The 26,592-nt window shown below is 39.2% G+C and carries 22 protein-coding genes; 18 read left to right on the top strand and 4 right to left on the bottom strand.

The features are described from left to right. Nucleotides 1–75: 75 nt before the first annotated feature. Entirely contained in the window at nucleotides 76–3,729 is a 3,654-nt protein-coding gene (rpoC, locus tag AB3I00_RS09145) for a DNA-directed RNA polymerase subunit beta' (protein ID WP_002295965.1), read from the top strand. A 178-nt stretch (nucleotides 3,730–3,907) separates the two neighbouring features. Here rpoC and AB3I00_RS09150 read toward each other — a convergent pair whose 3' ends face one another. After that, nucleotides 3,908–5,062 (bottom strand): hypothetical protein, encoded by a 1,155-nt coding sequence (locus AB3I00_RS09150; RefSeq protein ID WP_368025084.1) that lies wholly within the window; start codon nucleotides 5,060–5,062, stop codon nucleotides 3,908–3,910. Nucleotides 5,063–5,350: 288 nt separating this feature from the next. Here AB3I00_RS09150 and msrA point away from each other — a divergent pair, with 288 nt between their 5' ends. Further along, nucleotides 5,351–5,878: a peptide-methionine (S)-S-oxide reductase MsrA gene (msrA, locus tag AB3I00_RS09155; protein ID WP_002373839.1), complete on the top strand. Its 528-nt coding sequence runs from the start codon at nucleotides 5,351–5,353 to the stop codon at nucleotides 5,876–5,878. A 71-nt stretch (nucleotides 5,879–5,949) separates the two neighbouring features. Here the strand turns inward: msrA and AB3I00_RS09160 are convergent, their stop codons facing one another. Next, nucleotides 5,950–6,636, bottom strand: coding sequence for a prepilin peptidase (locus AB3I00_RS09160; protein WP_368025085.1), 687 nt, complete (start codon nucleotides 6,634–6,636; stop codon nucleotides 5,950–5,952). A 79-nt stretch (nucleotides 6,637–6,715) separates the two neighbouring features. Here AB3I00_RS09160 and AB3I00_RS09165 point away from each other — a divergent pair, with 79 nt between their 5' ends. The 5 genes from AB3I00_RS09165 (at nucleotide 6,716) to AB3I00_RS09185 (ending at nucleotide 10,991) form a co-directional block, all read left to right on the top strand. Further along, nucleotides 6,716–8,254, top strand: coding sequence for a gluconokinase (locus tag AB3I00_RS09165; protein ID WP_086286388.1), 1,539 nt, complete (start codon nucleotides 6,716–6,718; stop codon nucleotides 8,252–8,254). A gap of 119 nt (nucleotides 8,255–8,373) precedes the next feature. Next, nucleotides 8,374–8,841: a DNA starvation/stationary phase protection protein gene (locus AB3I00_RS09170; protein ID WP_002310545.1), complete on the top strand. Its 468-nt coding sequence runs from the start codon at nucleotides 8,374–8,376 to the stop codon at nucleotides 8,839–8,841. Nucleotides 8,842–9,115: 274 nt separating this feature from the next. Then, the gene (gene rplM / locus AB3I00_RS09175) at nucleotides 9,116–9,544 is read left to right on the top strand and encodes a 50S ribosomal protein L13 (protein WP_002323724.1); all 429 of its coding nucleotides are present in this window, start codon (nucleotides 9,116–9,118) and stop codon (nucleotides 9,542–9,544) included. 15 nt (nucleotides 9,545–9,559) lie between these two features. Beyond that, complete coding sequence (gene rpsI / locus AB3I00_RS09180; RefSeq protein ID WP_002287505.1) at nucleotides 9,560–9,952, top strand: 30S ribosomal protein S9; 393 nt, start codon at nucleotides 9,560–9,562, stop codon at nucleotides 9,950–9,952. Nucleotides 9,953–10,241: 289 nt separating this feature from the next. Further along, nucleotides 10,242–10,991 carry an AraC family transcriptional regulator gene (locus AB3I00_RS09185; RefSeq protein WP_160769826.1) on the top strand — a complete coding sequence of 250 codons (750 nt, stop codon included), beginning with the start codon at nucleotides 10,242–10,244 and terminating at the stop codon, nucleotides 10,989–10,991. A gap of 39 nt (nucleotides 10,992–11,030) precedes the next feature. Here the strand turns inward: AB3I00_RS09185 and AB3I00_RS09190 are convergent, their stop codons facing one another. After that, a complete protein-coding gene (locus AB3I00_RS09190) occupies nucleotides 11,031–11,519 on the bottom strand; it encodes a hypothetical protein (RefSeq protein ID WP_070770515.1) in 489 nt (162 codons plus the stop codon). A 211-nt stretch (nucleotides 11,520–11,730) separates the two neighbouring features. Here AB3I00_RS09190 and AB3I00_RS09195 point away from each other — a divergent pair, with 211 nt between their 5' ends. Continuing rightward, nucleotides 11,731–13,860, top strand: coding sequence for a hypothetical protein (locus AB3I00_RS09195; RefSeq protein ID WP_368025086.1), 2,130 nt, complete (start codon nucleotides 11,731–11,733; stop codon nucleotides 13,858–13,860). A gap of 279 nt (nucleotides 13,861–14,139) precedes the next feature. On the opposite strand, the gene AB3I00_RS09200 is transcribed toward AB3I00_RS09195, so the two are convergent. Next, nucleotides 14,140–15,066, bottom strand: a complete 927-nt coding sequence (locus tag AB3I00_RS09200) for a transcriptional regulator (RefSeq protein WP_368025087.1) — start codon at nucleotides 15,064–15,066, stop codon at nucleotides 14,140–14,142. Between the two features lie 92 nt (nucleotides 15,067–15,158). On the opposite strand from AB3I00_RS09200, the gene AB3I00_RS09205 reads away from it, so the two are divergent. The 10 genes from AB3I00_RS09205 (at nucleotide 15,159) to AB3I00_RS09250 (ending at nucleotide 26,547) form a co-directional block, all read left to right on the top strand. Further along, on the top strand, nucleotides 15,159–16,502 hold the full coding sequence (locus AB3I00_RS09205; protein ID WP_368025088.1) for an MFS transporter: 1,344 nt from the start codon (nucleotides 15,159–15,161) through the stop codon (nucleotides 16,500–16,502). Between the two features lie 162 nt (nucleotides 16,503–16,664). Continuing rightward, the gene (locus tag AB3I00_RS09210; RefSeq protein WP_368025089.1) at nucleotides 16,665–17,582 is read left to right on the top strand and encodes an ATP-binding cassette domain-containing protein; all 918 of its coding nucleotides are present in this window, start codon (nucleotides 16,665–16,667) and stop codon (nucleotides 17,580–17,582) included. Next, complete coding sequence (locus tag AB3I00_RS09215) at nucleotides 17,575–18,357, top strand: ABC transporter permease subunit (protein ID WP_368025090.1); 783 nt, start codon at nucleotides 17,575–17,577, stop codon at nucleotides 18,355–18,357. The genes AB3I00_RS09210 and AB3I00_RS09215 overlap by 8 nt, the downstream gene beginning before the upstream one ends. Beyond that, a complete protein-coding gene (locus AB3I00_RS09220; RefSeq protein WP_368025091.1) occupies nucleotides 18,358–19,038 on the top strand; it encodes a response regulator transcription factor in 681 nt (226 codons plus the stop codon). Further along, nucleotides 19,031–19,927, top strand: a complete 897-nt coding sequence (locus tag AB3I00_RS09225) for a sensor histidine kinase (protein ID WP_368025092.1) — start codon at nucleotides 19,031–19,033, stop codon at nucleotides 19,925–19,927. Before AB3I00_RS09220 ends, AB3I00_RS09225 begins: the two co-directional genes overlap by 8 nt. 196 nt (nucleotides 19,928–20,123) lie before the next feature. Further along, nucleotides 20,124–21,773 (top strand): DNA mismatch repair protein MutS, encoded by a 1,650-nt coding sequence (locus AB3I00_RS09230; RefSeq protein ID WP_368025093.1) that lies wholly within the window; start codon nucleotides 20,124–20,126, stop codon nucleotides 21,771–21,773. Nucleotides 21,774–22,088: 315 nt separating this feature from the next. Then, complete coding sequence (locus tag AB3I00_RS09235; RefSeq protein WP_002315841.1) at nucleotides 22,089–23,024, top strand: ABC transporter ATP-binding protein; 936 nt, start codon at nucleotides 22,089–22,091, stop codon at nucleotides 23,022–23,024. Continuing rightward, entirely contained in the window at nucleotides 23,017–23,787 is a 771-nt protein-coding gene (locus AB3I00_RS09240; RefSeq protein ID WP_002287492.1) for an ABC transporter permease, read from the top strand. The genes AB3I00_RS09235 and AB3I00_RS09240 overlap by 8 nt, the downstream gene beginning before the upstream one ends. A gap of 414 nt (nucleotides 23,788–24,201) precedes the next feature. Further along, nucleotides 24,202–25,185, top strand: coding sequence for a tRNA-dihydrouridine synthase (locus AB3I00_RS09245; protein ID WP_086286397.1), 984 nt, complete (start codon nucleotides 24,202–24,204; stop codon nucleotides 25,183–25,185). 324 nt (nucleotides 25,186–25,509) lie between these two features. After that, nucleotides 25,510–26,547: a zinc-binding alcohol dehydrogenase family protein gene (locus AB3I00_RS09250; RefSeq protein ID WP_368025094.1), complete on the top strand. Its 1,038-nt coding sequence runs from the start codon at nucleotides 25,510–25,512 to the stop codon at nucleotides 26,545–26,547. Nucleotides 26,548–26,592 lie beyond the last annotated feature (45 nt).

Consider the following 26,592-nt stretch of genomic DNA (forward strand, 5'->3'; position numbering starts at 1 on the left):
GGTCTATGAGCTGCAAGGCGGTCGAAGATCAGCCGTCTTGCGGTTTGCCATTAAATGAAATGGAGGGAACCCCTTTTGATCGATGTAAATAAATTCGAAAGTATGCAAATAGGTTTGGCTTCTCCCGAAAAAATCAGAAGCTGGTCTTACGGTGAAGTAAAAAAACCTGAGACGATTAACTATCGTACCTTAAAACCTGAACGCGAAGGGTTGTTCTGTGAGCGGATTTTTGGTCCTACAAAAGACTGGGAATGTGCCTGCGGAAAATACAAACGTATCCGTTATAAAGGAATCGTTTGTGATCGATGCGGAGTGGAAGTGACTCGTTCGAAAGTTCGCCGTGAACGCATGGGACATATTGAATTAGCAGCTCCTGTTTCACATATCTGGTACTTTAAAGGGATTCCTTCACGTATGGGTCTTGTATTAGACATGAGCCCACGCGCTTTGGAAGAAATCATTTATTTTGCTTCATATGTGGTTATCGAACCAGGAAACACGAATTTAGAGAAAAAACAATTGTTGACAGAACGCGAATATCGCGAAAAACGTGAACAATATGGACAAGAATTCCAAGCTGCTATGGGTGCAGAAGCGATCAAACAATTACTTGATAATGTTGATCTAGATGCAGAAGCAGCCGAATTGAAAGAAGAATTGAAATCTGCACAAGGACAAAAACGTACACGTGCGATCCGCCGTTTGGATATTTTAGAAGCATTCCGCGCTTCAGGAAATCAACCAAGCTGGATGGTTATGGATGTTATCCCTGTTATTCCACCAGATTTGCGCCCAATGGTTCAATTAGAAGGTGGACGTTTTGCAACAAGTGACTTGAATGATCTTTACCGTCGTGTCATCAACCGTAATAACCGTTTGAAACGTTTATTAGACTTGAACGCACCTGGAATCATCGTTCAAAACGAAAAACGCATGTTGCAAGAAGCAGTAGATGCATTGATCGATAACGGTCGTCGCGGACGTCCAGTAACTGGACCAGGTAACCGCCCATTGAAATCTCTTTCTCATATGTTGAAAGGGAAACAAGGTCGTTTCCGTCAAAACTTGCTAGGTAAACGTGTCGACTACTCCGGTCGTTCCGTTATCGTTGTTGGACCTTTCTTGAAGATGTACCAATGTGGACTTCCAAAAGAAATGGCCATTGAATTATTCAAACCATTCGTGATGCGTGAGCTTGTTCAACGTGAACTAGCTTCAAACATCAAAAATGCGAAACGTAAAATCGAACGTCAAGAAGACGAAGTATGGGATGTTTTAGAAGACGTAATCAAGGAACACCCAGTATTGCTGAACCGGGCACCTACGCTTCACCGACTTGGTATCCAAGCATTCGAACCAGTTTTAGTACAAGGACGCGCAATCCGTTTGCATCCACTTGTATGTGAAGCTTATAATGCCGATTTCGATGGAGACCAAATGGCTGTCCACGTGCCATTGAATGAAGAAGCACAAGCAGAAGCACGTATGTTGATGTTAGCTGCTCAAAACATCTTGAACCCTAAAGATGGTAAACCAGTTGTTACTCCTTCTCAAGATATGGTTCTAGGTAACTACTACTTGACAATGGAAGAAGAAGGACGCGAAGGCGAAGGAATGGTCTTCAGAGATCAAAACGAAGCTGTTATCGCATGGCGCAACGGATACGTTCATTTACATTCACGTATCGGTGTGAACCCTAACTCATTAGGTGAAAAACCATTTACTGAATGGCAAAAAGAACGTACGATGATCACAACAGTTGGTAAGATCATTTTCAACGAGATCATGCCTCCTGAATTCCCTTATCTGAATGAACCAACAGACTTCAACTTGACCGTCCAAACACCGGACAAATACTTTGTTGAAGCTGGTACGGATATTCCTGCACATATCAAAGAGCAAGAATTAGTATTACCGTTCAAGAAGAAAAACTTAGGGAACATCATCGCAGAAGTCTTCAAACGATTCAAAGTAACAGAAACTTCTAAGATGCTTGACCGTATGAAAGACTTAGGGTACAAACATTCAACACATGCCGGTATCACAGTAGGGATCGCTGACATCAGTGTACTGAATGAAAAACAAGAAATCATTGAAAATGCCCATAAACAAGTTGAAACTATTACAAAACAATTCCGTCGTGGTCTGATTACAGATGACGAGCGTTATGAACGTGTCATTGCTGTTTGGAACGCTGCAAAAGACAGCATCCAACAAAAACTGATGGAAGGTTTGGAAGCGAAAAACCCAATCTTCATGATGTCTGATTCTGGAGCTCGTGGGAACATTTCCAACTTTACACAGCTTGCCGGAATGCGTGGTTTGATGGCCGCTCCTAATGGTCGAATCATGGAATTGCCAATCATTTCGAACTTCCGTGAAGGACTATCCGTTTTGGAAATGTTTATCTCAACTCACGGGGCTCGTAAAGGGATGACCGATACAGCCTTGAAGACTGCCGATTCAGGTTACTTGACTCGTCGTCTGGTTGACGTGGCCCAAGATGTAATCATCCGTGAAGAAGATTGCGGGACTGACCGAGGTCTTGAGATCCAAGCAATCCGTGAAGGAAATGAAATCATCGAATCATTAGAAGATCGTTTAGTGGGACGTTACACTCGTAAAGAAGTACGTCATCCTGAAACAAATGAATTGATCATCGCAGGAAACCAATTGATTTCCGAAGACATCGCAAAACAAATCGTTGATGCAGGTGTCGAAACAGTGACGATCCGTTCTGTCTTCACATGTAATACAAAACATGGTGTCTGCAAACATTGTTACGGACGCAACCTTGCAACTGGCTCTGACGTTGAAGTCGGCGAAGCAGTTGGTACGATCGCCGCTCAATCAATCGGTGAACCTGGTACTCAGTTGACGATGCGTACATTCCATACGGGTGGGGTTGCCGGAGACGATATCACTCAAGGTCTTCCTCGTGTCCAAGAAATCTTTGAAGCACGTAATCCGAAAGGGCAAGCAGTGATCACAGAAGTAACAGGGGATGTCATCGATATCTCAGAAGATCCTGCAACACGTACCAAAGAAGTAACAATCAAAGGAAAAACAGATACACGTACGTATACTGTTCCTTATACAGCACGTATGAAAGTAGCAGAAGGCGATATGATCCACCGTGGTGCACCATTGACAGAAGGATCAATCGATCCAAAACAATTGTTGCAAGTCCGCGATGTATTATCTGTTGAAAACTACTTGCTTCGTGAAGTACAACGTGTTTACCGTATGCAAGGGGTAGAAATCGGCGACAAGCATATCGAAGTAATGGTTCGTCAAATGCTGCGTAAAGTTCGTGTAATGGATCCAGGTGATACAGATATCTTGCCAGGTACATTATTAGACATCGCAGACTTTAAAGATCAAAACTACAATACGCTAGTCTCAGGAGGCGTTCCTGCAACTTCTCGACCAGTCTTGCTAGGTATCACAAAAGCATCATTAGAAACAAATAGTTTCTTATCTGCTGCATCATTCCAAGAAACAACTCGTGTCTTGACGGATGCTGCGATCCGCGGTAAGAAAGATCCTCTTCTTGGTTTGAAAGAAAATGTTATTATCGGTAAGATCATCCCAGCTGGTACTGGTATGCAACGTTACCGTGACATGGAACCAAAAGAAGTCGGTGTAGCAAGTGAAAATGTCTACAGTATTTCAGATATTGAAGCGCAAATGGCTGCAGAAGACGCAATGAACAATCAAACAAAATAGAGGTTGTGAAATCAGCGTTTTGACCTGAGTATTAGAGAAATAAACGAAAAAATAGTTCCTCATATTTTGCCGTTTGTTGAGCTAATACCGAGGGTCAGCTGATTGAACACCGTTTATTCGGAAAAAGGGCGTGTGACAAGTTTTTTGTTACACGCCCTTTTTGCTTATATGAAGTAGTTTACCTCTCATCTGTTTGGTTAGAAGAAAGAGTGGGAGATGATCTTGAAGCTACAGGTTTTGCTATGTCAGCTAACTGTTTACTGCGTTTCAGTTTTTGTTCTATTTCTTTTACTGTAGTTAGGGATACGCCAAAAAACGTTGCCACATGTTTTTGTTTAGTATAGGGTATTGTTAATGCTTCTTCGATTTGATTACGTAATTTTTGTGGTATCCTTTGATTTTTTTCTCTGGAAATTTTTCCGAATTTCCCATGAAAAAGCTGATGGGTCATTTTTTCATCATAGTCTTCTTCAAAATGTTTTTGGTATATATTATTTACTGTAGAGTTGGACACGCCAAAAAATGCGGCTATCTGCCTTTGACTAAGATTAGGCAATGTTAATGCATGTGTGATCTGTTCGCGTAATTTCTGTGATAAACCCCTTTTTTCTCTTTTTCTGGAAACTTCGCCGAATTCCTTGTATAAGACTTGATATGTATGATTTTGAGCATCACCTTCTGCAAGTTGTTTGAGGTATATATTGCTTACTAAACATGAGGATACGCCAAAAAATGTGGCAATTTGACTTTGTTTAATATCAGGCATTGTTAATGCGTGTTCGATTTGATTACGCAATTCTTGTGATAGTCTCTTATTCTTTCCTTCTCTAGAAGGAATAGGACCAAATGTCTCATACAAAAGCTGATAAGCGTTATTTCCAACATTTCCTTCTACTAGATTGCTCGTTTTTTGTCTATCCACAACAAAGGAAGGCCCTGGCTCAGTAGGCGAGATGGACTCTTCGTTCGTTTGTTGATGGAAGATTGGATCGGGCAATGGTTCATCAATAAATTGTCGCTCCTCTCTTGTGAGAGACTCGTGCTCCATTAAGTTATGGAAACGATAATCTTCCCCAAAGATGTCAATAGGTGGAGATGAAAATGACTCCTCAAATGGCGAATGTTCAGGTGAATTTGGAATGACTGAAGCTAGTTCATTAACGAGTTGCTTCTCATCTTCTAGGAGAGTTAGAGCATCATTCTTTGAATGAGAATCTAATTCGTGGGAAGTTACAGGGGGCGTTTTTATTTTTTTGTTCGCTTTAGTTAATAGTTCATCAAATGCAATAAAGTCAGTGGATGTATCTGAATGTTTTCTTTTTGCTTTAGGCATAGTTATCCCTCCGATAACATGGATTTGTTTATTCGCATGAAAAAATAAAGGTACATAATTTTGGAATAAGCATACCATATAAAACTTATACACAACGTGGCTGAAAAGACAACTTTTTCTTGCCTGTGGAAAAAATGATTCAATACAATTGTTATAGTTATCCACAGCCAATTGAAAAAGAAGGGAAATGAAGAAAAACCTGCTAAAATACCGGGAGGGGGTAAAAACAAGCAAAATAATTTTAATTATCTATAAAACAGGTATGATGAGAAAAAAGGGGGATTTTATATGACAAAAAAAGCAGTTTTCGCAGGCGGATGCTTTTGGTGTATGGTCAAACCATTCGAAGAGCAACCAGGGATCATTTCTGTGACATCCGGTTATACAGGCGGGCATGTACCAAATCCAACTTACGAACAAGTAACAACAGGCACAACAGGGCATACAGAAGCCGTAGAGATCGAATATGACCCAGAAGTTATTTCTTATGATCAGTTGGTGGAAATCTATTGGCAGCAAACCGATCCGACTGACGCGTTAGGACAGTTCGCTGATCGTGGTGATTCTTATCGACCAGTGATCTACTATAGTGATGAAGAAGAACGAAGCATTGCAGAGCGTTCAAAACAAGCATTGCAAGACAGCGGGCGATTCGATAAGCCGATCGTGACAAAAATCGAACCAAGAAGCGAATTTTATCCTGCAGAAGATTACCATCAGGATTATTACAAGAAAAACAAGCTCCATTACAATCTTTATCGAGAAGGTTCTGGACGTGCCGGTTTCATTCGTCGACATTGGGGAGGCAAGAAATAAGAAGCCGAAAAAGCTACTTTTGGAACACCGTATATCAGAGGTTGTGACAAGTCGTTTGTCACAACCTTTTTTCAATACCTAAGATGAAGGACGATCAGCAAGGCACTACTCAAAAAAGGAATGAAAGGCAGCTTTTCCAACTTTTTTTTATGACAGATAAAGTAAACAGAAAAAAAGGATATTCCAAATAGGCTAGCCAGAAACAAGACCCGAAGCAACTCTTCCAGAGGCAAGCCCCCACTCCAAGAAAGCACCAACAGAGTATCGCCAGCTCCGAGATAGGATTGACCATAGCGAAGGCATGCACCGCCTACGATGAACGTTAACAGCACACTTTGCCATTGGAAAACGCCGGCCTGCAACCAAAAAATCCATAAGACTGCCCAGGAGCAGAATAGCGTGTGAGAATGGACCATGAAGTAAAACAAGTCCATCAACGAAAATAGCAAAGCCGAAAGCACCCAAATGAACGTCGAAAAATTTCTTGCGGAAGAAAAAGTAAAGAACCAGACAAAAAGACCACCACATAAGACTTCTGCCAACAAATAGTAGAAGGGCAACCGACACCGGCAATAGCGGCAGCGAAAACGTTGGACGATGATCGAGAGAATCGGAATCAATTCATACCAAGAAAGCGAATGACAGCATTTGACACAATGGGATCTAGGATAAATAATAGAGTGACCTAACGGAATCCGCTGGGCGGTTAAACATAAAAATGACCCGATACAGCAACCAATGATAAAATAAAGTAACACGCCATCTCCCCCTTTTCAAAACCAAGATACGCAAGCTTAAACTAAATTTTTGTACATACATAAAATTTGAGGTGAAAAAATGAACGTTTCAATCGGATTAGATATCGGAACCACACAAACCAAAGCAGTTGCTTTCACAGATGAAGCCCAAGAAGCAGCATCCGCTTATTTTCGCTACCCTTTGATCCAAGAAACACAAGGGATGGCAGAACAAGATCAGGAATTGATCTTTCAAGGCGTCTGCACCGTTATAAAAGAAGTAATTAAACAGTTGCCTTCAGACACGACCATTCAATTTGTCTCCTTCTCCTCTGCAATGCATAGCCTGATATTGTTGGATGAAGAGAAAACACCGTTATCTCGAATGATCACTTGGGCAGATAACCGAGCAGCGGACGAAGCAGAAAAATTGAAATATACCGTGCTTGGCAAAGAATTTTATCGGCAAACTGGGACACCGATTCATCCAATGACACCATTGAACAAAATCAAGTGGCTGCAAAACAGCCAACCTGAATTATTCAAAAAAACTGCTTATTTTGTCGGTATCAAAGACTATATCTTTTATAGATTGTTTGGAGAACTCATCAGCGATTACGGAACAGCTTCAGGAACTGGATACTTTGACATCCATGAATTCCAATGGGCAGAAGAAGTGCTTGACTACTTGGGCATTCGAACAGAACAATTGCCGCAAGTGTTTCCTTCCACCTATCAAGTAACAGGTCTACCGTCAGAAACAGCAGCAGAACTAGGTTTGCCAAATGATATATCATTTGTTTTGGGAGGGGCAGACGGGCCGCTTTCTAATCTAGGGTTAGGTGCTTTTGGTGATACGATCGCCGCTTTGACCGTAGGAACGAGCGGAGCACTTCGTTTTATTACTACTCAGCCTCAGTTCCATCCAGAAATGGAGACGTTTTGTTATGTTCTGGATCAGAAACATTGGGTAGTAGGAGGAGCGACTAGCAATGGTGCTGGCATCTTTGATTGGGCAGGGCATACATTTTTACAGGAAGTCGTTCAATCTGCTAAAGAAAAAGGAGAAAATCCATATGATGCACTGCTTTCGGCTATTGCTTTTGTGCCAGCGGGTGCCAATGGTCTGATTTTTCATCCCTATTTGCTTGGCGAGCGAGCACCGCTTTGGGACGCAGATGCGTTTGGCAGTTTTATCGGCTTACAGCGGCAACATACAGAAAAAGAAATGATGAAGGCGATTCTAGAAGGAATCTGTCTCAATCTTTATCGGATTTTAAAAGGAGTTTGCCAAGAAAATCAGCTCACAGAGATCCGTGCTACAGGCGGGTTTGCTCAATCTCCGATTTTTCGTCAGATGATGGCTGATGTACTGGGGTATCCGCTTGTTTTCCCTACTGTCACAGAAGCATCCGCATTAGGAGCTGTGATTTTAGGCTGGCGAAGCATCGGAAAGATTCAAAGTATCAGTGAAGCACAGGAATTGATAGAATTGAAAGAGCAAGTCGGAGTACAAGAAAACGATCATAAAAAATATCAGAAAATCTATCCATTATTTGTTTCGACACAAAAGCATTTAGCACAGACTTATCAGCAATTTGCTGAACTGCGAGAAGAATTAGCTGATTCTGAAAAATGATTGGCTTTACGGATAAAAAAGCGAAATGAAAATCGTTCTCAGGTAAATGATTTTGTTGTACTTTTCATTGAAAGTCTACTATTATTTTAAGTGTAAGAAAATGTTAGGAGGCAAGAAAGATGAAATTCCAACAAACCAAAGAAGTATTAAATCAATTAGTTGCAGATCTAAGCCAAATGTCTGTTGTTGTTCACCAAACACATTGGTACATGAGAGGACCAGGTTTCCTTACATTGCACCCAATGATGGATGAGTTCATGGACGATTTGAACGCTCAGTTAGATGAAGTATCCGAACGCTTGATCACATTAGACGGTTCACCTTATTCTACATTGCGTGAATTTGCAGATAACACGAAAATCCCTGATGAAGTAGGACGTTGGGACCGCACGATTCCTGAACGTTTGGAAACACTTGTTGCAGGCTACCGTTATCTAGCAGATCTTTACCAAAAAGGAATCGAAGTTTCTGGAGAAGAAGGCGACGATCCAACACAAGATATCTTTATCGAATTCAAAACAGCCACAGAAAAACGTATCTGGATGATCCAAGCTCATCTAGGCAAGGCGCCAGAGATCGACGCGTAAGCGCGAAACTTATCCTTTTATATAGAAGAAACCGCGGAACAGCATCGTTTCGCGGTTTTTTTATATTAGAAAACGACCCTTTTATATAAAAGAAAGAAAAAGAAGTAAAGTTTCATATAAATTTTTCAATCAAGCAGAAAAACGTTGACATTGACTAGATTAGCGGGTAATATGTTAAATGGTATTGTTTGCCCCACAAAGAGCCCCGGAAACTCGAAGTGTATGTCAAACATCAGAACTTAAATTGGAGGAAAATAACGTGCGTACAACATATATGGCCAAACCAGGCGAAGTAGAACGTAAATGGTATGTAGTAGACGCAACTGATGTTCCATTGGGACGTCTTTCAACAGTTGTTGCATCTGTACTACGTGGTAAAAATAAACCAACTTTCACACCTCATTTGGATACTGGCGATTTCGTCATCGTCATCAATGCAGACAAAGTGAAATTAACAGGTAAAAAAGCGACTGACAAAATTTATTACCGTCACAGCAACTACCCAGGAGGATTGAAATCAATCACTGCTGGCGAATTGCGTGCTAAAAATTCTCGTCGTTTGATCGAAACTTCTGTAAAAGGTATGCTTCCTAAAAACACTTTAGGCCGCAAACAATTTACAAAATTGAACGTATACGGTGGAGCAGAACATCCACATGCAGCACAACAACCAGAAGTTTTAGACATCACAAACTTAATCTAATAGGAGGGAATTTCATTGGCACAAGTTCAATATATCGGCACAGGCCGTCGTAAAAACGCAGTTGCTCGCGTACGTCTAGTACCAGGAACTGGCAAAATTACTGTAAATAAAAAAGATGTTGAAGAATACATTCCACATGCTGACTTGCGTGAAGTAATCAATCAACCTTTCGCTGTTACTGAAACAAAAGGCGCATATGACGTATTTGTTAACGTAAACGGCGGAGGATACGCTGGACAATCAGGAGCTATCCGTCATGGTATCGCTCGTGCATTGCTAGAAGTTGATCCTGACTTCCGTTTAGCTCTTAAACGTGCTGGGTTACTTACTCGTGACGCACGTATGGTCGAACGTAAAAAACCAGGTCTTAAAAAAGCTCGTAAAGCTTCTCAGTTCTCAAAACGTTAATATCGTTCGAGCAAAACACACCTTCTATTTGGAAGGTGTGTTTTTTTTGATTATGAAAAAATACAGAGCGAGGCGTAAGCAGAGTAAAGTAGTTTTATTTAATGGATGCGACTTCATTTGCTTATGAGTACTAGTTCAATTCTATCACTACAAGGCACTTTCAAAATTTGGAGAGTGTCAACTAATAGAAATAAAAAATGTATGTATTTTTTGCCAAAGTCAATTTTTCCTCTTTACTATGATATGATTTGATTGGTATATGATTGAAGTGGACAAGAAAGGAGTACAAATGTTTATCAATAGTGTAAATGATGCTGTTTTTTCTTGCCAAGCGTGTGTGAATGTCTATGTGTTAAAGTTGTCTAGAACTTATTTTATTCCTGTTGATGTTTTATTTATAGACCAGAGAAACAGAGCATGGGAATTAAAAAAGAAGTACTTTGAAAAGCAGATAAAATCTAAAGTGAAACAAAGGCAATTGATTGTTGCATTCAATGAAATAATTGATAAGGTGATTTTAAGAAGAGAGAAGCAACATTTTCAGTTCTCACTATCCAATCAACATTTTTTAATACGGGTAGAAAAAATAGAGGATAAAGAACATTTGATTATTTTAGGTCCTTTCTGTACGAGTGAAACTATTCAGTCCCATATAGTTCTACGTAAATGTATTCGTAAACTAAGAAAATTCTATTCCAAAAAGGTCAATAAATATCTGTACTTAGTGATAGATGAAATATTGGCTACTGAGAATTTCTATAGACATTCTTTAGGATTTTGGGCGAAGAAAATTGGGTATGATTATTCGTATTTAAGTAGAGAATTCAAGAAATATGTTGGCTGCTCATATAGTTATTATCGAGAAAAGTATAGAATTGAACATGCAAAGAATGACTTACTTATGACTCAGTTATCTATCGAAGAAATTTCTAACTTTTTAGGTTTTTATGATTCAAGTCATTTTTATAATAGTTTTTTTAAAGAAGAAAGAACTTCACCAACTTTTTTTAGAAATCGATATAAAAAATTAAATAAATAAAGGCTGGAATATTAATCCAGCCTTTATTTATTGTGTTGATTAAAAAATATAGTAAGAAGGAGCATGTCTTAAATTATTTGAACCTGTAACGCGTGCAGTACGAGTTTGTCCGGCATTACCAGTGACATGATTAGCTTTAATCACTGTTCCATTTGAGTTTAGTAGCACGGCTGAAACTCGATAACGACGTGTACGATGATGAATAGTTGAGTTTAGTCTTACGTTTCCCCAAGCAACAAAAGGAAAACCATCTGTTGAAATTGTCCAAAAGCCCCAAGGGAAATGAGTTTGTCGTCTAGATAAAGGATCATCTGTGCTATTGCTTTTTTCTAACAAAATTTCATTTGAAACATCAAGAACTCTTCCGTTTTCATCAAAAACAATGCTTCCGCTATTTGGAAATGACTCTGTTATTGGCATTGTTAGTGCATCATTTTGAAATCCAACTTCATCAGCATTTACTGATACAGGCATAGCAAGGGGCAAGAGAGTAATTGCAACAAATGATACAGAAAAAATTTTTCTCATAATGCAGAGCACCTCTTTCTTTTTGTGGAAATAGATTATTCCCACATTTAAAATACTATGAGGTTAGTCATATTTTCTATGTAATATCATGACTATATACCTATATCTATTTGTAATAATATGACTTCTTAACAAACATAGATTGTTGAATGTTTAGTGTCCATCTATACTTTTAATTGACTAACTACGTTAAAAACAAGGAGTTTTGCCGATGACTAATATAGTATTGAAAAAAATCGTTTTGCTGTTGTCTATACTCTCAAGTCTTGCATTAGCTGTTGCCATTAGGAATGTGAATAGGGAAGAAGATTTCCAAAAAAAGGTAAACACGGCCGAGTATTTTACACCGTTCAGATTTCCAGAATTTATCGTAGATCCTCAGCAAGAAACTAGGGTTCTAGAAATACTTGAATCAGTCTCAGAAAAATTGAATGTAAACTATATGGCAAAAGTTTCATTCTATGGTGTGAGAGACCATACCTTTTCTGAAACAGGAGAAATCTCTTTTGATCGTTTAGGTGAAACACATACATTTTTTCTTTCCAAGCAAACAGAAACACATCTTTTGAACAATTTTTACATAGAGCCTCAAATAATCAGTGAAAAAAATTATTTTGCATCTGACTTAGAAAAATATCCAGATGCGGAATATTTAGAAAATAGACAACTGAAAAACGAAGATTTTTTTATACTACCGATACAAATGGCTGAGGTGCTAAATCCAGCTGATTTTTTTGTGGAAACGAAAGATCAAAAAACTCTAGATAGTTTCCTATCAAAATTATCTGATGAATACAATCTCTCCTTTGAGACAGCGTACGAACCCACATCTTTTCAATATGAGAATGACATAGAAACATTTGCGCCATCTCGAACATTAGAAGCATCTACTTTTGTGATATTTACTCTTTTCTATAGCCTTTCCTTGATTTTATGGATACTAGAGAACAATAGACACATTGCGATCTATCGTTTAAATGGTTTAACTAGTAGAAAAATTTTAAAAAGATTATTATTAAAAGAATTAGTCATCCTTTTTCTCTTGAATCTATTGATAGCTTTCTTCTTTGTTCTACATTCAGTGAATCATTTGTTTGTTCTAGTGCAACTGTTCTTGCTTATTTTTAGTCTAATCATTTCTTTTTTTGTGATTGATTTACTAGGCAATCTTTCATTGAATAAGCAACTAAATCGCCAAACTTTTGGTAAAGGATTCTTTTATACTATCTATTCTGTCAAAATGTTGATTTTATTTTTTAGTGTGGTACAACTTGTTCCGTTAGCTGAATATGCTCGCACATTCGTTACACCAGAAGCAGTACCTGAAGAAATAAAAAATCATGCCGTTTTCTATCCAAGACTTGGTGGCAATGAAGCGACTTTGACAGATCTTTCTCAAGATATGAGAGGATTAGATAAAACAAAGTTGCTTTCGCAACTGTTGGATGATGGAGCAATCGAGGTTGATACAAGTGCTTATTTTGAAGAAGAGAATCCTTTGATCCATCAATCTATTTATGTAAATACAAACTATTTAGACAAGTATCCGCTCATCAGCATAACAAATCAGCCTATCCAAATTGATAAAAATGAGGATCGAGAAATCATATTAATCCCAGAACGAATGATGCCCGATTTTGTTCAACTTCGTTCTTGGTTTTTGAATGAAACAAATCCTGATAGACGAACAAAAAAAGAAGAGGATGTTTTGTTTTATACCATCCAAGATGAACAAGAAATCTTTGCCTTTGACCAAGAACAGGCAATCATCATCAATCAGCCGAATATCATCCATGTATTCACTTTGAACAATCTACCCATTTCTCATAGAAATATTCTGACAGGAAATAGTTTTGCTGAACCATTAAAAATTCCATTGATTGGGACTGCACAAGAAACCTATGATAGATATCTTCCGTTATTGAAGGAAGCAGGATTGGAAGACAACTTTCCTTTTTTGATCCCAATGGAACAGTTAAGGAAAACAGAATTGCAGTTGATTTATTTGTGGGACATAAGACAAAGGATAACTGATTTATCGATTACTATTTTATTGGTTATTGTTTTGATTACCTATTCCACACTGAGCTATTTCCGCCTTTATCGGCAAAAATTTGTTGTTTGGCGGTTAAATGGTGTTTCTTTTTTCAAAACTTATAGAAGAATTTTTCTGTTGTTTGGCTTACAATATCTTTTGTTTTTTATCTATGTAGCTGTCCATTCATTTAGAATAACGGATGTCTTTATTTTTTCGTTATACATACTAATCGAATGTATTGTGCTGTTGTCTACATTTTTTTTAATCGAGAAAAAACAGAACAGATTATGTGAAAGTAAATGATTTTTTAGTTTCACAAGTAAAAATACCTTTTTCACTGTCTTTGGAAAAGTCAAACATGGTGGTTGTGACAGAAGTGGTCAGCTTCAAGAAATAAGAAGGAATTTACGAAAATTGCTTCTCATGTTTGATAAATATTGTGACTTGTGACCGAGGAGTTGGCAGAAGAACGCCGTTTATTCGGAAGAAGGGGTTGTGACAAAAGTCTTGTCACAACCCCTCTTATTTTGCAGCTAATGTCAAATTTTCAAACAGCATATATTATTTTTCATAGGTCCGTTTTTAAGGATGAGTGCTTTTCTTTTCCTTTTGCTTTTTATATACTCTGGCTCTTTTGACGTGTTCTGCGGTGATTCGAGGGTAGGCCATACGTACTTCTTCATCTAGGAAGCAAAGATCACAGATTGTCTGGATTCGTTGGGTCTCTGAACGAATGAAATCATCGTCTTCTCGAAAAACAGCAGCAATCAATTCAAGTTGAGAAAGACGCAATGTGATGACTAAGCGTCCTTGTAAACTCGGATGTTCTTTCACTAAAGTTTGGAGGTCGGGAACTAAAGACAATGCTTCTTCATATCTATCAAAGAGTAGCTGGATCAAGGCATAGTTAAGTAGATGATTGGCATATTTAAAAGACCAGTCTTCTTCAAAATCACGGTAGTTCTGATAATTCTTTTTAAAGCGTGAGAGGAATAAAGGGCGGATATCATCTGCCAACATTGGCAAAATGATGCTTGCGTTATTCATTTCCTTTAGCGTCCACGTCTCCATCTGCATCAAATAATCTTCCATGAACTTCATTTCTTCGGTATTGACTTCGCTTGTCTGTGCATCGATTCGATCAATAGTAGCGAGTAAGTGGATGAGGTACGCATAAAAACGTTCTTCTTTTTTCTTACTATCTTTGTACTTCAAATAAAACTTAGGTTCTTTTTCCACATGTTGGAATCGTTGGGTTTCTTCTGCTATTTCTTTTAAGAAACTTTTCTGTCCGCGATATTTTTCTCCATAATGTAAAAAGAAAAATTCATCGGGGTTTTCTAATTCTAAATTATCGAGAACGGATAAAAAATCCTCTAAAGCTAGATTTACTTCCCCCCGTTCAAAACGATAAGCAAAGGTCCGTCCAACGATTCCTCCATACACTTCCTTCATCAGCAACCCTTTGTCTATCCTAATGCGATGCGCTGTCAATCCATATTTCTCCATATACTTCCCTCTTTTATGTTCATTATAGTGAACATAATAACATAAAAAATTGGTCTGCTGATAGGATGAAAAAAACGAAGGGAGCATGGAGCATGAATACACTCACTCTTGAACAGCAATCAAAGAAACAAGTTATGAAAGCAGCAATTTCTTCTCTTATCGGGACATTTGGTTCTTCTATCTTTACATTTGGACTTAGTCTGATGCTACTTGAAAAAACCGGGTTAGCTATTTCATTTGTTTTAGCATCTGTCATTCAGCCAATACTTGCCATTTTTCTAACACCCATCGTTGGACCCATCGTGGATCGATACGATCGTAAAAAAGTGATCATCATCAGCCAGCTTGTAACGTTAGTTATTTTAGCCATATACGGTTTATATTGGGGGCTGTCTGCTCATCCGCAAAAGGGGATCCTTTTGCAATCAATCTTGCTGATTATTGTATTGAAAGCCACCGACCAATTTACTTATACTGCACAACAGGCGGCAAAACCTGATCTAGTATTGTCGGATGATTTGATGAAACTTGCCAGTTACTTGAGCATGGCTACGAGTATCTCGAGTCTACTAACAGGAGTTTTAGGTGCGGTACTTTATACACTTCTTCCATTCTGGCTTTTTGTTTTTATCGAGATACTGACTGAGATCATGACGTTATTCATTACATTGACAATGGATTTTTGCCTTGTTCATTCACAAGAAGACCAACTGAAGAGAGCTACCGAATCAGATAAAGGTTCTTTTCTTGAAGGGTTGCGTTACATCAAACATCAAAAATATCTTATCTATTCGTTGGTTTTTGCTTTACTGATGAATTTTTTCAGTTCCATCATCAATGTAGGGCTGCCCATCATCATGCTTCGTACTTTGAAGGTATCTAATGTTCTTTATGGGTTGACTGAAACATTCTTTTTTGTCGGGATGTTAGTAAGTGCCTGGTTAGCAGGAAAAATAAAAGATCCATCGGCTCCTCTTGAACGATCTCGTAAGCTTTCTTATGGCTATGCAGTTGGTTATGTAGGCATTAGTTTAATGGTTCTTTTGGTCCACGGAGAGATTCTTGCAGTTATCATTGATGGCTTGCTTCTTTTTGCGATTGCTATCGTGAACAATCTGATGAATATCCCAACTATGGTCTGGCTTCAGCGAGAAGTTCCAACGCATATACAAGGACGTCTGATGTCAACGATAACAACGATTACCATGGTGGCCAGTCCACTTGGATTAGCACTGTTTGGTGCGCTCTTTGATTGGCAGACAACGCAACCACGTCTGCGAGATAGTCTGATTTTTCTGGGAGGGAGTCTTGCTATAGTTATCCTTATAACTGGTCTGGTAAAATTACTCAAGCTTGATCTGAAAGAAGCAAAAATTTTCAGTGAAGAGGAATACAGAGAAACGACTTTGGTCGAAAAGAAAGAATCAGGAAACTGATACAAGCGTATAACAAACTGCCTGATAATAGGAAAGACACGTATTGTCAGATTGTTTTTTTGACATTCAATTGGAAAATTTACACTTTCTTTATACATTTCTGGCTGCTTTCTTTATACCCGTCAACTATACTTCACTTATCAATAAGAAAGAAGGATAAGTATGGATTTTGGAAATGAAACGGTCTTGAAAGCAACTGGTATAACCAAAAAATACGGTGCTGCCAAAGCATTAGATAAAGTATCAATCGAAATCAAACGTGGAATGATCTATGGATTGATTGGGGAAAATGGAGCGGGGAAGTCTACCTTTATGAGAACTATTATGGGTTTGATCTCGATTGATGAAGGTTCGATCGAATTATTTGGAACGACGGATTTGCAGGCAGCAAGACGACGTATGGGTCAATCGATTGAAACCCCTGCTCTTTATCCAGAATTAACTGCAAGAGATAACCTACGTATCCAAGCAGCGAACGGCGGTGTGTCGGATAGAGAAATCGAAGACCTGCTGAAAATGATGCGATTGGAAAATACAGGGAAAAAGAAAGCAAAGAATTTCTCTTTAGGTATGCGCCAGCGTTTAGCTATTGCAAATGCACTGATCACGAATCCGGAATTTTTGATTTTGGATGAACCGACGAATGGGATGGATCCAGCAGGGATGGCAGAAATGAGAGAAATCATCCAACGTTTGGTAAAAGAACGGAGAATCACCGTCTTGCTTTCTAGCCACTTGCTAGATGAATTGTCACAGATCGCCACCCACTATGGTATTTTGCATGAAGGACACTTGATCAAAGAATTATCGAAAGAAGAATTGGCACAAGAATCTCGTCAATTTATAAAAATTGACACTTCGGCGACGGAACAAGCAGTAACGGTTCTCGACTCTCTTGGTTATAGGGATTATTTTGTCCAATCTAGTCGTGTTATCCAGCTTTTTGAAGGAATTAACCAAGTAGCAGCCATCAATCAAGCATTGGTAGAGGCAAAAGTTCCTGTGGATGGCATCCACCTAGTTGGGCAAAAACTGGAAGATTATTTCCTACAATTAACTGGAGGCAAGACACATGTTTAATCTATTAACTGCTGAAAAAATAAAAGTATGGAAGAGCCGTAAAATGTGGGTCTCACTAGGACTGATGGTCGTACTTCCGCTTTTTTATTCTTGGAACGAATGGTATATGCATACAAAATACGGCAATGAATTAAACCAAGCAACGGATACAGTCATCAACGGTGCAACAGGGATTTTAATGGTGGAAAAAATGGCTGCATGGATTCTTCTGGCTTTCGCAGCATTTGCGTGTTTTTACATTGGGGAAGAATTTCAAAACGGTACGATTCGCAATACGCTATCTTTAGGACGGAATCGAATGACTTATTATGTGTCGAAACTTCTCGTTACGCTTTTGATCACAACACTTGGCGTAGTTTTGATCACGGGTCTAGCCATGCTTGCTTACACACTTGCTTTCGGATTTGGTGAAATCGAGGGAATCCAAAACTATGGAAATTATGTTCTGCAAGTATTTCCTGTCTTGCTTCTGCTGACATTAGGGACAATATCTGTTCCAGTGGCTTTGACATTCATCACTAGAAGTACCAGTGTCAGTTTGCTTCTTTCTTTTCTTTATATCATGGGAACGGCCTTCGTTCCCGGTGTTTTCGCAAAAATCAAAGGCTTGGAATTTCTAACGGAGTGGTTTACGGAAACGTGGCTCATGTATACGGACTTTGCGCAACAAGCAACTTATTCGCAAGCACCGAAAATGATTCTGCTCAGTCTAGTAACAATCGTGGTATCATCAGCTCTAGGAATGTTTATTTTCCAAAAATCTGACATTAAGTAGGTGGTCCTGCTGGAAACTATTTTGATTATCGAAGACGATGAAGCTGTTCATTCCTTACTGGAGGAGGTTCTTGAACAGAGATACAAACTTCTCGATGCTTATTCAGGTACGGAAGGAAAATTATTGTTAAGCACATATCCTGTCGATTTGATCCTTCTAGATCTCATGCTTCCAGGGCTTTCAGGAGAAGCAGTGTTAGCAGAAATCCGACAGACATCGAATGTTCCGATCATCGTTCTTTCAGCAAAAAGCAATCAAAGAGATAAAGTTTCCTTGTTGGCAGCAGGAGCGGATGACTATGTGACAAAACCATTTGATATCGAAGAACTGTTGTTACGAATCGGCATCCAACTTCGTCATCAGACTTCTGTCCAAGTAAAAGATCTGTCGCAACGCATCTATTACAAGGAAATCTTACTGGACAAAGAATCAAGGGATGTAAATGTGAATGGTGTGGCTGTCCATTTGACAGGAAGAGAATTCGATCTGCTGAAGCTTTTTTTAGAACATCCGAAAAAAGTATTTTCGCGAGCAAACCTTTATGAAACAGTTTGGCAAGAACCATATTTTGATAGTGAGAAAACAGTGAATATGCATATTTCCAATCTTCGAGGGAAACTAGCAAAGGCACATGCTGTGTATATTCATACGGTGTGGGGAGTGGGGTTTAGATTTGATTAAGTGGCTGTTGCTTCTCGTTGTTATCTTTATGGGAAGTTTTATTTTCTTCCTGCAAAGGGAAATCAAGCGATTGACTAAGAAAATCGCCACTCTTTCTGAACGACAAAAATATGGTGGTCGTCTTTCAGTCGAGTTTCGAGAAAAGAATCTAATGGACCTAGTAGATGCACTGAATACATGGGTGGATGAAAATGAACAAAAAGGACAAGTATTTCAAGAAATGGAAGAAAACATCAGACTATCGATCGTCGGCCTTTCTCATGATCTCAGAACTCCTCTGACTGCTATTAACGGTTATGTACAATTACTGGAACAGGTAGAGGATACGGAGAAACGGGAGAAGTATTTAACGATCATCAAACAATCTGTTGCAAGATTACTCAGTATGACGGATCAGTTTTATGATCTTGCTCGAATAGAGACGAAGCAAAAAGAAATGGATCTCCATACGCTTTCTTTTTCTAAAGAGGTGGAAGAAGTATTTTTCTCTTTTTATGAACAATTTTCTGTAAAAAATATCGAGGTAGCGTTCGCTGAACACTCGATAAATACAACTGTATTAGCAGATCCGCTCATGTTGTTGCGAGTGCTGCAAAATATCATACAGAATTTATTGCGTTATGCAGATGGACAAGCAAAGGTGACATTTTCAAAAGAGGACCCATTCATTCGATTAACAGTGGCCAATCCTATCAAAGCAGGAGCGCAAACCTCTGTTGAAAAAGTCTTCCAGCGTTTTTATACCGAAAATACCAGCCGCACAAATACGGAATCTAGCGGAATCGGGCTTTACCTGTCAAAAAAATTGGTGGAAGGAATGGGAGGAGAGATGACCGCTAAATTAGACGGGGGCATCTTCTCCATCTCTGTCAAGTTGCGGAGGGTTTAATTGGCTCTAATTTACCTGAAGTGAATGACAAAAAAATTGTATCTCGTTTTAAAGACATCTTCTTTTTTTGGAAGGTGTTTTTATTTTGGTGTGATTGATACGAATTAGGTAACGAAGACAGTTATTTTTGTACCCCCTTTTCAAATAGCGCAACAGTGCTATACTAAAGCTAACAAATAAAGGAACGGAGAGGGATATGGGTCAAAGAGAATTTATCGTTTCAATCATTATTGCAGTTGTTATTTTATTGGTCATTTTAGACATTTTTTCACGTTTGAAATTAAAGGAAACAGTTCGTAGCAAATGGGGAAAAATTCCTTATCAACCGAGATTTGATAAAGAAGAAAGCTTGAAGGAAGCATGGCTCACGGAGAAGAAGTTCCGTTCATGGGATAGCGAAATCGACGATCTTACTTGGTATGACCTGGATATGTTCGAAGTATTCGAAGGGATCAACAGTACCTATTCTAGTGTAGGTTCAGAAGCGTTGTATCAACGTTTACGCAGCTTTGATTTTGGCGAAGATCAGCAGTTAGAAAAACTGATTGCTTTTTATCAGGAAAATCCTCAACTGAGAGAAAAAATCCAATATCAATTCGCTCGTTTAGGAAAAAAAGATCATAATTTTGCAAAACAATATCTAGCGGATGGAAAAAGTAAAAAGATTGGACGCGTAGGTTTATTTATTTTTCTTGGCTTGCTTCCGCTGGTGGGTGTAGGTTTGCTTCTTTTAGGTCAAGTACTAGGAATCTATTTGGCAATCGGTGGGTTAGTATTCAATACGGTCTATTATCTAGTGAAGAAACAAACACTAGAAACAGAGCTGAATAGCATGAGTTATTTGGTTTCAACGATTTCAGCCGCCAATCAGTTAGCAAAACTGCCGACACCACTTCAAGAAGAGCTGAAACAGCAAACTAAACCATTAAGAGACATCCCTAAATTAGGTTTTTCATTTCGTATGAAGAGCGGGAGTGAAGCAGAGTTGATTTTTGAATATGTCAACATCATGTTCATGCTGCCATTTATCTCCTATCATTTCGTTCTCACTAAATTAGAAAAGCATTCAACTGAAGCCATCAAGCTGTGGGAATTGCTGGGAGAACTGGAAGTAGCCGCCGCAGTATTGAATTACCGTACTTATATGCCCATCACTTGCCGTCCGGAATTTACTGAGGGCGGTGTGACAGCGAAAGATATCTATCATCCATTATTAAAAGAAGCGGTAGTGAATCCAGTCAACTGGCAGAAGAATACATTAGTCACGGGTTCCAATGCATCAGGAAAATCTACGTATGTCAAAAGTATAGCTATCAGCTGTATTCTAGCACAGACGATCCAAACAGTGATTGCAGAACAGTTTACCCTGCAACCTGGACATGTGTTGACTTCCATGGCAATCGAAGATGATTTATTTGAAGGCGACAGTTATTTTGTTTCAGAAATCAAATCGATCAAACGTTTGTTGGACCAAGTGGCTTCCAAAGAACGCTGCTACTGCTTCGTAGATGAGATTTTAAAAGGAACAAATACGATTGAACGGATTGCTTCTTCCGCTTCAGTCGTTCGGTGGCTTGCGGAGTATCCATCTTTAGCATTTGTCGCCACACATGATATCGAATTGACAGAGATTTTAAAGAATTATTGTGAGAATGTCCACTTTGAAGAACAAGTAACAGAAGGAAAAGGAATCAGTTTTGATTTCAAATTAAAAGAAGGACCTTCAAGGACCCGAAATGCGATTGCCTTGCTGAAAGTTTTGGATTACCCAGAGACTTTAGTAGAAACCGCAAAAACGGAAGCCGCGTCATTTGATGAAAAGCGGCAGTGGCATGTATTGGGATAGGCGAAGTGATCGAAAGTATTTATTGGATCAAAAATCTTGGCTTTTGCTTCCGCCGTTTATACGTGTTTAGAGCGTGAGACAAAAGTGTTCTTTACTTTTGTCTCACGCTCCTTTTGTTGCACATATGAATAGTAATCCTTTATCTTCGATTTGTTTTTTCTGAAAAGGTTGTCTGACTTCATCCGATTGATGTCTTTTATTAGAAGATTTTCCTGAGCCCAGCAACCTGATTTTTCGCTGGAACCAAGTTGTTTTTTCATCTGCTGTATTCCATGATACAATAAAGAATCATGTCTATAAGGAGATAGGAAATAAATGGCAAATGCGCTTGAAATAAATAATTTGAAAAAGGTTTATGGAAGTGGGGTCGAAGCATTGCGAGGAATCGATCTTTCCGTGAAAGAAGGAGATTTCTATGCGCTATTAGGACCAAATGGAGCTGGGAAGTCTACAACGATCGGAATCATTACTTCTTTAGTCAATAAAACATCTGGAAAAGTGAAAGTCTTCGGTTATGATCTGGATACGGATCTAGTCCGAGCAAAGCAACAGATTGGATTAGTCCCGCAAGAGTTCAATTTCAATCCCTTTGAAACGGTCCAGCAAATCGTCGTGAATCAAGCAGGTTACTACGGTGTCTCTCGCAAAGAAGCGATGAAACGCAGCGAAAAATATTTGAAGCAGTCCAATCTTTGGGAAAAGAGAAATGTCCGTGCACGTATGCTTTCCGGGGGAATGAAGCGAAGACTGATGATTGCTAGGGCATTGATGCATGAACCACGTTTGCTGATCTTGGATGAACCAACAGCAGGAGTCGATATTGAATTGAGACGCGAGATGTGGGAGTTTCTCCGAGAATTGAACGAACATGGTACAACGATCATTTTGACAACGCATTATTTAGAAGAAGCTGAAATGCTTTGTCGCAACATCGGGATCATCCAATCAGGTGAACTGATCGAGAATACTAGTATGAAAGAGCTTCTATCCAAATTGCAATTTGAAACATTTATCTTTGATTTAGCGCCATATGAGACCAAACCTGTGATTGAAGGATACGCTTGTACATTTGAAGATGAACAGACAATCGCTGTCGAAGTTGAACGAAATCAAGGGGTGAACGGAATCTTCGATCAGCTGACAAGACAAGGAATCAAAGTTCTTTCTATGAGGAATAAGTCGAATCGTTTAGAAGAACTGTTCTTGAAAATCACAGAAGAAAATGATCATACGGAGGAGAAAAATGTTTAATCTTTATTTTACTGCATTAAAAAGTTTAGCTATCAAGGAAACGAACCGCTATTTGCGTATCTGGGTCCAAACACTGGTTCCGCCAGTGATCACGACATCCTTGTACTTTGTTATTTTCGGAAAAATGATCGGTGGTCGGATCGGTGACATGGGTGGTTTTTCATATATGGAATTCATCGTGCCTGGTTTGATTATGATGTCTGCTATCACTAGTTCGTATGCCAACGTTTCTTCGTCCTTCTTCTCTCAAAAATTCCAGAAAAACATCGAAGAAATCTTGGTAGCACCTGTTCCTACCCATGTGATCATTTGGGGCTTTGTGATTGGCGGAGTGGGTCGTAGTATTCTCGTCGGCTCTCTCGTAACGATCATTTCCTTGTTCTTTGTACCACTTCATGTGTATTCATGGTTCATGGTCATCATTACATTATTGATGACGGCAATCTTGTTTTCGTTAGCAGGACTGCTCAACGGGATTTTTGCTCAGTCTTATGATGATGTATCAATCGTGCCTACATTTGTCTTGCAGCCGTTAACTTATCTAGGTGGCGTTTTCTATGCCATCTCGATGTTACCGCCCTTTTGGCAAGCTGTTTCGAAAGTCAATCCGATCGTTTATATGATCTCCGGTTTCCGTTACGGATTCCTTGGAACGATCGATGTGCCAGTAGCAACATCGATGATCGTACTTGTGTTATTCATCGTTGTTTTGTACGCCGTTACTTGGTATTTGATCAATAAAGGAAGAGGATTGAGAAGTTAGAAAAGAGGTTGTGAAATCAGCGTTTTGACCTGAGTATTAGAGAAACAAACGGGAAAATAGTTCCTCATATTTTGTCATTTTTTGAGCGAATACCGAGGGTCAGCTGATTGAACACCATTTAAGAAAGAGGTCGTGAGCCTGCCGTTCAACTCCGAGTCACAAGGAACAATTTCAAAAAACAGTTTCTCATGTTTGTTGAATATTGTGACTTGTGACCGAGGAGTTGGCAGGAGAACACCATTTATTCCGGAAAATGGACTGTGATAAGATTTTTGTCACAGTCTTTTTTTTGTTCAATCAGAAACATCTTTTAAGCTGTTCACTTTGCTTCTTTTTTTGTTTCCTAGTATAATGACAATGTTTTTGAGAAAGATTGCGACTTCACTGCTTGATAGAATGGAGAGTAACAAATAAATGACTACTAATTTTTGGAAAGAGCTGCCAAAGCCTTTTTTTGTTTTAGCGCCAATGGAAGATGTAACAGATGTTGTATTTCGCCATGTCGTAAAGCATGCAGCAGCACCGGATGTCTTCTTTACTGAGTTTACAAACTCAGACAGTTTCTGTCATCCAGATGGAAAAGATAGTGTACGAGGAAGATTGACCTTTACAGAAGATGAACAGCCGATGGTTGCCCATATCTGGGGAGACAAGCCAGAATTTTTTAGAGAAATGAGCATTGCTATGGCAGAAATGGGCTTCCAAGGAATCGATATCAACATGGGCTGCCCAGTTCCTAATGTAGCAGAACGTGGAAAAGGCAGTGGCTTGATCCTTCGTCCAGAAGTAGCGGCACAATTGATTGAAGCGGCTAAAGCTGGTGGTTTGCCTGTCAGCGTCAAGACGCGTATCGGCTATACGGAAATGTCTGAGATGGAAGAATGGATCAGTCACCTACTTCATCAAGATATAGCCAATCTTTCTGTCCATTTGCGTACGCGTAAAGAGATGAGTAAAGTAGATGCACATTGGGAAGTCATTCCTAAAATCATTGCTTTACGTGATCAAATCGCTCCGCAAACACTAATCACGATCAATGGAGATATCCCCGATCGCCGGACAGGAGAAGAATTGGCCGAAAAATATGGCGTAGATGGCATCATGATTGGCCGGGGGATTTTCAAGAATCCTTATGCATTTGAAAAAGAACCGAGGGAACATACAGAAAAAGAACTGATCGGACTACTTCGTCTGCAACTAGATCTGCAAGATCATTATTCAGAAATCATCCCGCGTTCGATCACAGGACTGCATCGTTTCTTTAAAATCTATATCAAAGGATTTCCAGGAGCAAATGACTTGCGTGTTCAGTTGATGAATACGAAATCTACCGATGAAGTACGAGAGATCTTAGACACCTTTGAAACAGAACATCCAACACTTTTCAGTGAACAATGATTTCTTGCTTGAACACCGTGAATCAGAGGTCGTGAAAAAGCTGTCCTGCATCAAGTCATAAGAACAGCCAAACAAAAATAGCTCCTCATATTTTATGAATATTGTAACTTGTGACCGAAGAGTTGGTAGGAGAACACCGTTTATAAGAGGTTGTGACAAAAGTCTTGTCGCAACCTCTTTTTTAACCAAAAAAGTACAAATAGTTTACTTTAAGTAAGAGAATAATTATGATGGATAAAAAAGGTGGAACAAATAACATACTATATATATTGAAATGAACACTGTATGGATGCTCCAACTTGATGAAGCTAAGGAGGAATTCGTATGTCAGAAAAGGAATTAATGAAGGTAGTCGGTTTTTATGAAGGGTTGCCGATCGATGATCCAAAAAGCTTTATGGATGAAAAAGAACAGGTACCTGTACTCAGTTCACAGGATCTTCTGGTAAAAGTCAACGCAGTATCTGTCAATCCTGTCGATACGAAACTTCGCCAAGATAATGGGATAAGAAATGCTTTGCGTATCTTAGGGTTTGATGGGGTCGGGAAAGTCGTTGCTGTAGGCGATGAAGTGCAAAAATTTTCTGTCGGCGATCGCGTGTTTTATGCAGGTACAACAACAAGAGCAGGAAGCAATCAAGAATACCAACTGGTTGACGAACGTATTGCCGCTCTTGCACCGAAAAATCTGTCAGATGAAGAAGCCGCAGCGTTGCCATTGACTTCATTGACCGCTTATGAATTGTTATTTGAAAAATTTGGTCTGATTCCAGAAGAAAATGCCAACCGCGGGAAAAAAATCTTAGTGATCAACGGAGCTGGGGGCGTCGGTTCGATTTTGAATCAACTAGCGCATTGGGCTGGTCTAGAAGTCTATGCGACTGCAAGTCCGAAGAATTTTGAATGGCTGAAAAAAACAGGCGTAGACTATCCAATCGATTATCATCAAGACTTAAGTAAAAGTTTTCGTGAATTGGGAATCGATCAAGTAGAGTATGTCGCTGTATTATTCGATATTACCCGCTATTTTGATCAAATCAAGCACCTTGTCCGACCATTTGGACATGTGGGAACGATCGTAGGGATCAAAGAGCCGTTAGATATAGGTGTTTGGAAAAACCAATCTATCAGTTTCGACTGGGAGTATATGTTCGCTAAAACAGACTATAACTATGAAATCGAAACGCAAGGAGAAGCTTTAGCGCACATTGCTGCTTTAGCAAACGAAGGGATTATCCGCAGTACATTGAGCAAGGTCTATTCAGATGGGATCAATGCGAAGAACTTGAAACAAGCAACCAAAGACGTAGAAACAGGACATATGTTAGGAAAAGTCGTTGTTAGTGGTCCGTTCAACGGATAAGCAGGAATACGCCGATTTTCTTCTTATTATAAATAAAAAACAAGA

This window comes from Enterococcus sp. C76 (assembly GCF_040886985.1).
Lineage (GTDB): Bacteria > Bacillota > Bacilli > Lactobacillales > Enterococcaceae > Enterococcus_B > Enterococcus_B lactis.

Coding starts and splice junctions, on each gene's coding strand:
- AB3I00_RS09150 (WP_368025084.1), bottom strand. CDS start 5,062: ATGCCTAAAGCAAAAAGAAAACATTCAGATACATCCACTGACTTTATT.
- msrA (WP_002373839.1), top strand. CDS start 5,351: ATGACAAAAAAAGCAGTTTTCGCAGGCGGATGCTTTTGGTGTATGGTC.
- AB3I00_RS09165 (WP_086286388.1), top strand. CDS start 6,716: ATGAACGTTTCAATCGGATTAGATATCGGAACCACACAAACCAAAGCA.
- AB3I00_RS09170 (WP_002310545.1), top strand. CDS start 8,374: ATGAAATTCCAACAAACCAAAGAAGTATTAAATCAATTAGTTGCAGAT.
- rplM (WP_002323724.1), top strand. CDS start 9,116: ATGGCCAAACCAGGCGAAGTAGAACGTAAATGGTATGTAGTAGACGCA.
- AB3I00_RS09185 (WP_160769826.1), top strand. CDS start 10,242: ATGTTTATCAATAGTGTAAATGATGCTGTTTTTTCTTGCCAAGCGTGT.
- AB3I00_RS09190 (WP_070770515.1), bottom strand. CDS start 11,519: ATGAGAAAAATTTTTTCTGTATCATTTGTTGCAATTACTCTCTTGCCC.
- AB3I00_RS09195 (WP_368025086.1), top strand. CDS start 11,731: ATGACTAATATAGTATTGAAAAAAATCGTTTTGCTGTTGTCTATACTC.
- AB3I00_RS09200 (WP_368025087.1), bottom strand. CDS start 15,066: ATGGAGAAATATGGATTGACAGCGCATCGCATTAGGATAGACAAAGGG.
- AB3I00_RS09205 (WP_368025088.1), top strand. CDS start 15,159: ATGAATACACTCACTCTTGAACAGCAATCAAAGAAACAAGTTATGAAA.
- AB3I00_RS09210 (WP_368025089.1), top strand. CDS start 16,665: ATGGATTTTGGAAATGAAACGGTCTTGAAAGCAACTGGTATAACCAAA.
- AB3I00_RS09215 (WP_368025090.1), top strand. CDS start 17,575: ATGTTTAATCTATTAACTGCTGAAAAAATAAAAGTATGGAAGAGCCGT.
- AB3I00_RS09230 (WP_368025093.1), top strand. CDS start 20,124: ATGGGTCAAAGAGAATTTATCGTTTCAATCATTATTGCAGTTGTTATT.
- AB3I00_RS09235 (WP_002315841.1), top strand. CDS start 22,089: ATGGCAAATGCGCTTGAAATAAATAATTTGAAAAAGGTTTATGGAAGT.
- AB3I00_RS09240 (WP_002287492.1), top strand. CDS start 23,017: ATGTTTAATCTTTATTTTACTGCATTAAAAAGTTTAGCTATCAAGGAA.
- AB3I00_RS09245 (WP_086286397.1), top strand. CDS start 24,202: ATGACTACTAATTTTTGGAAAGAGCTGCCAAAGCCTTTTTTTGTTTTA.
- AB3I00_RS09250 (WP_368025094.1), top strand. CDS start 25,510: ATGTCAGAAAAGGAATTAATGAAGGTAGTCGGTTTTTATGAAGGGTTG.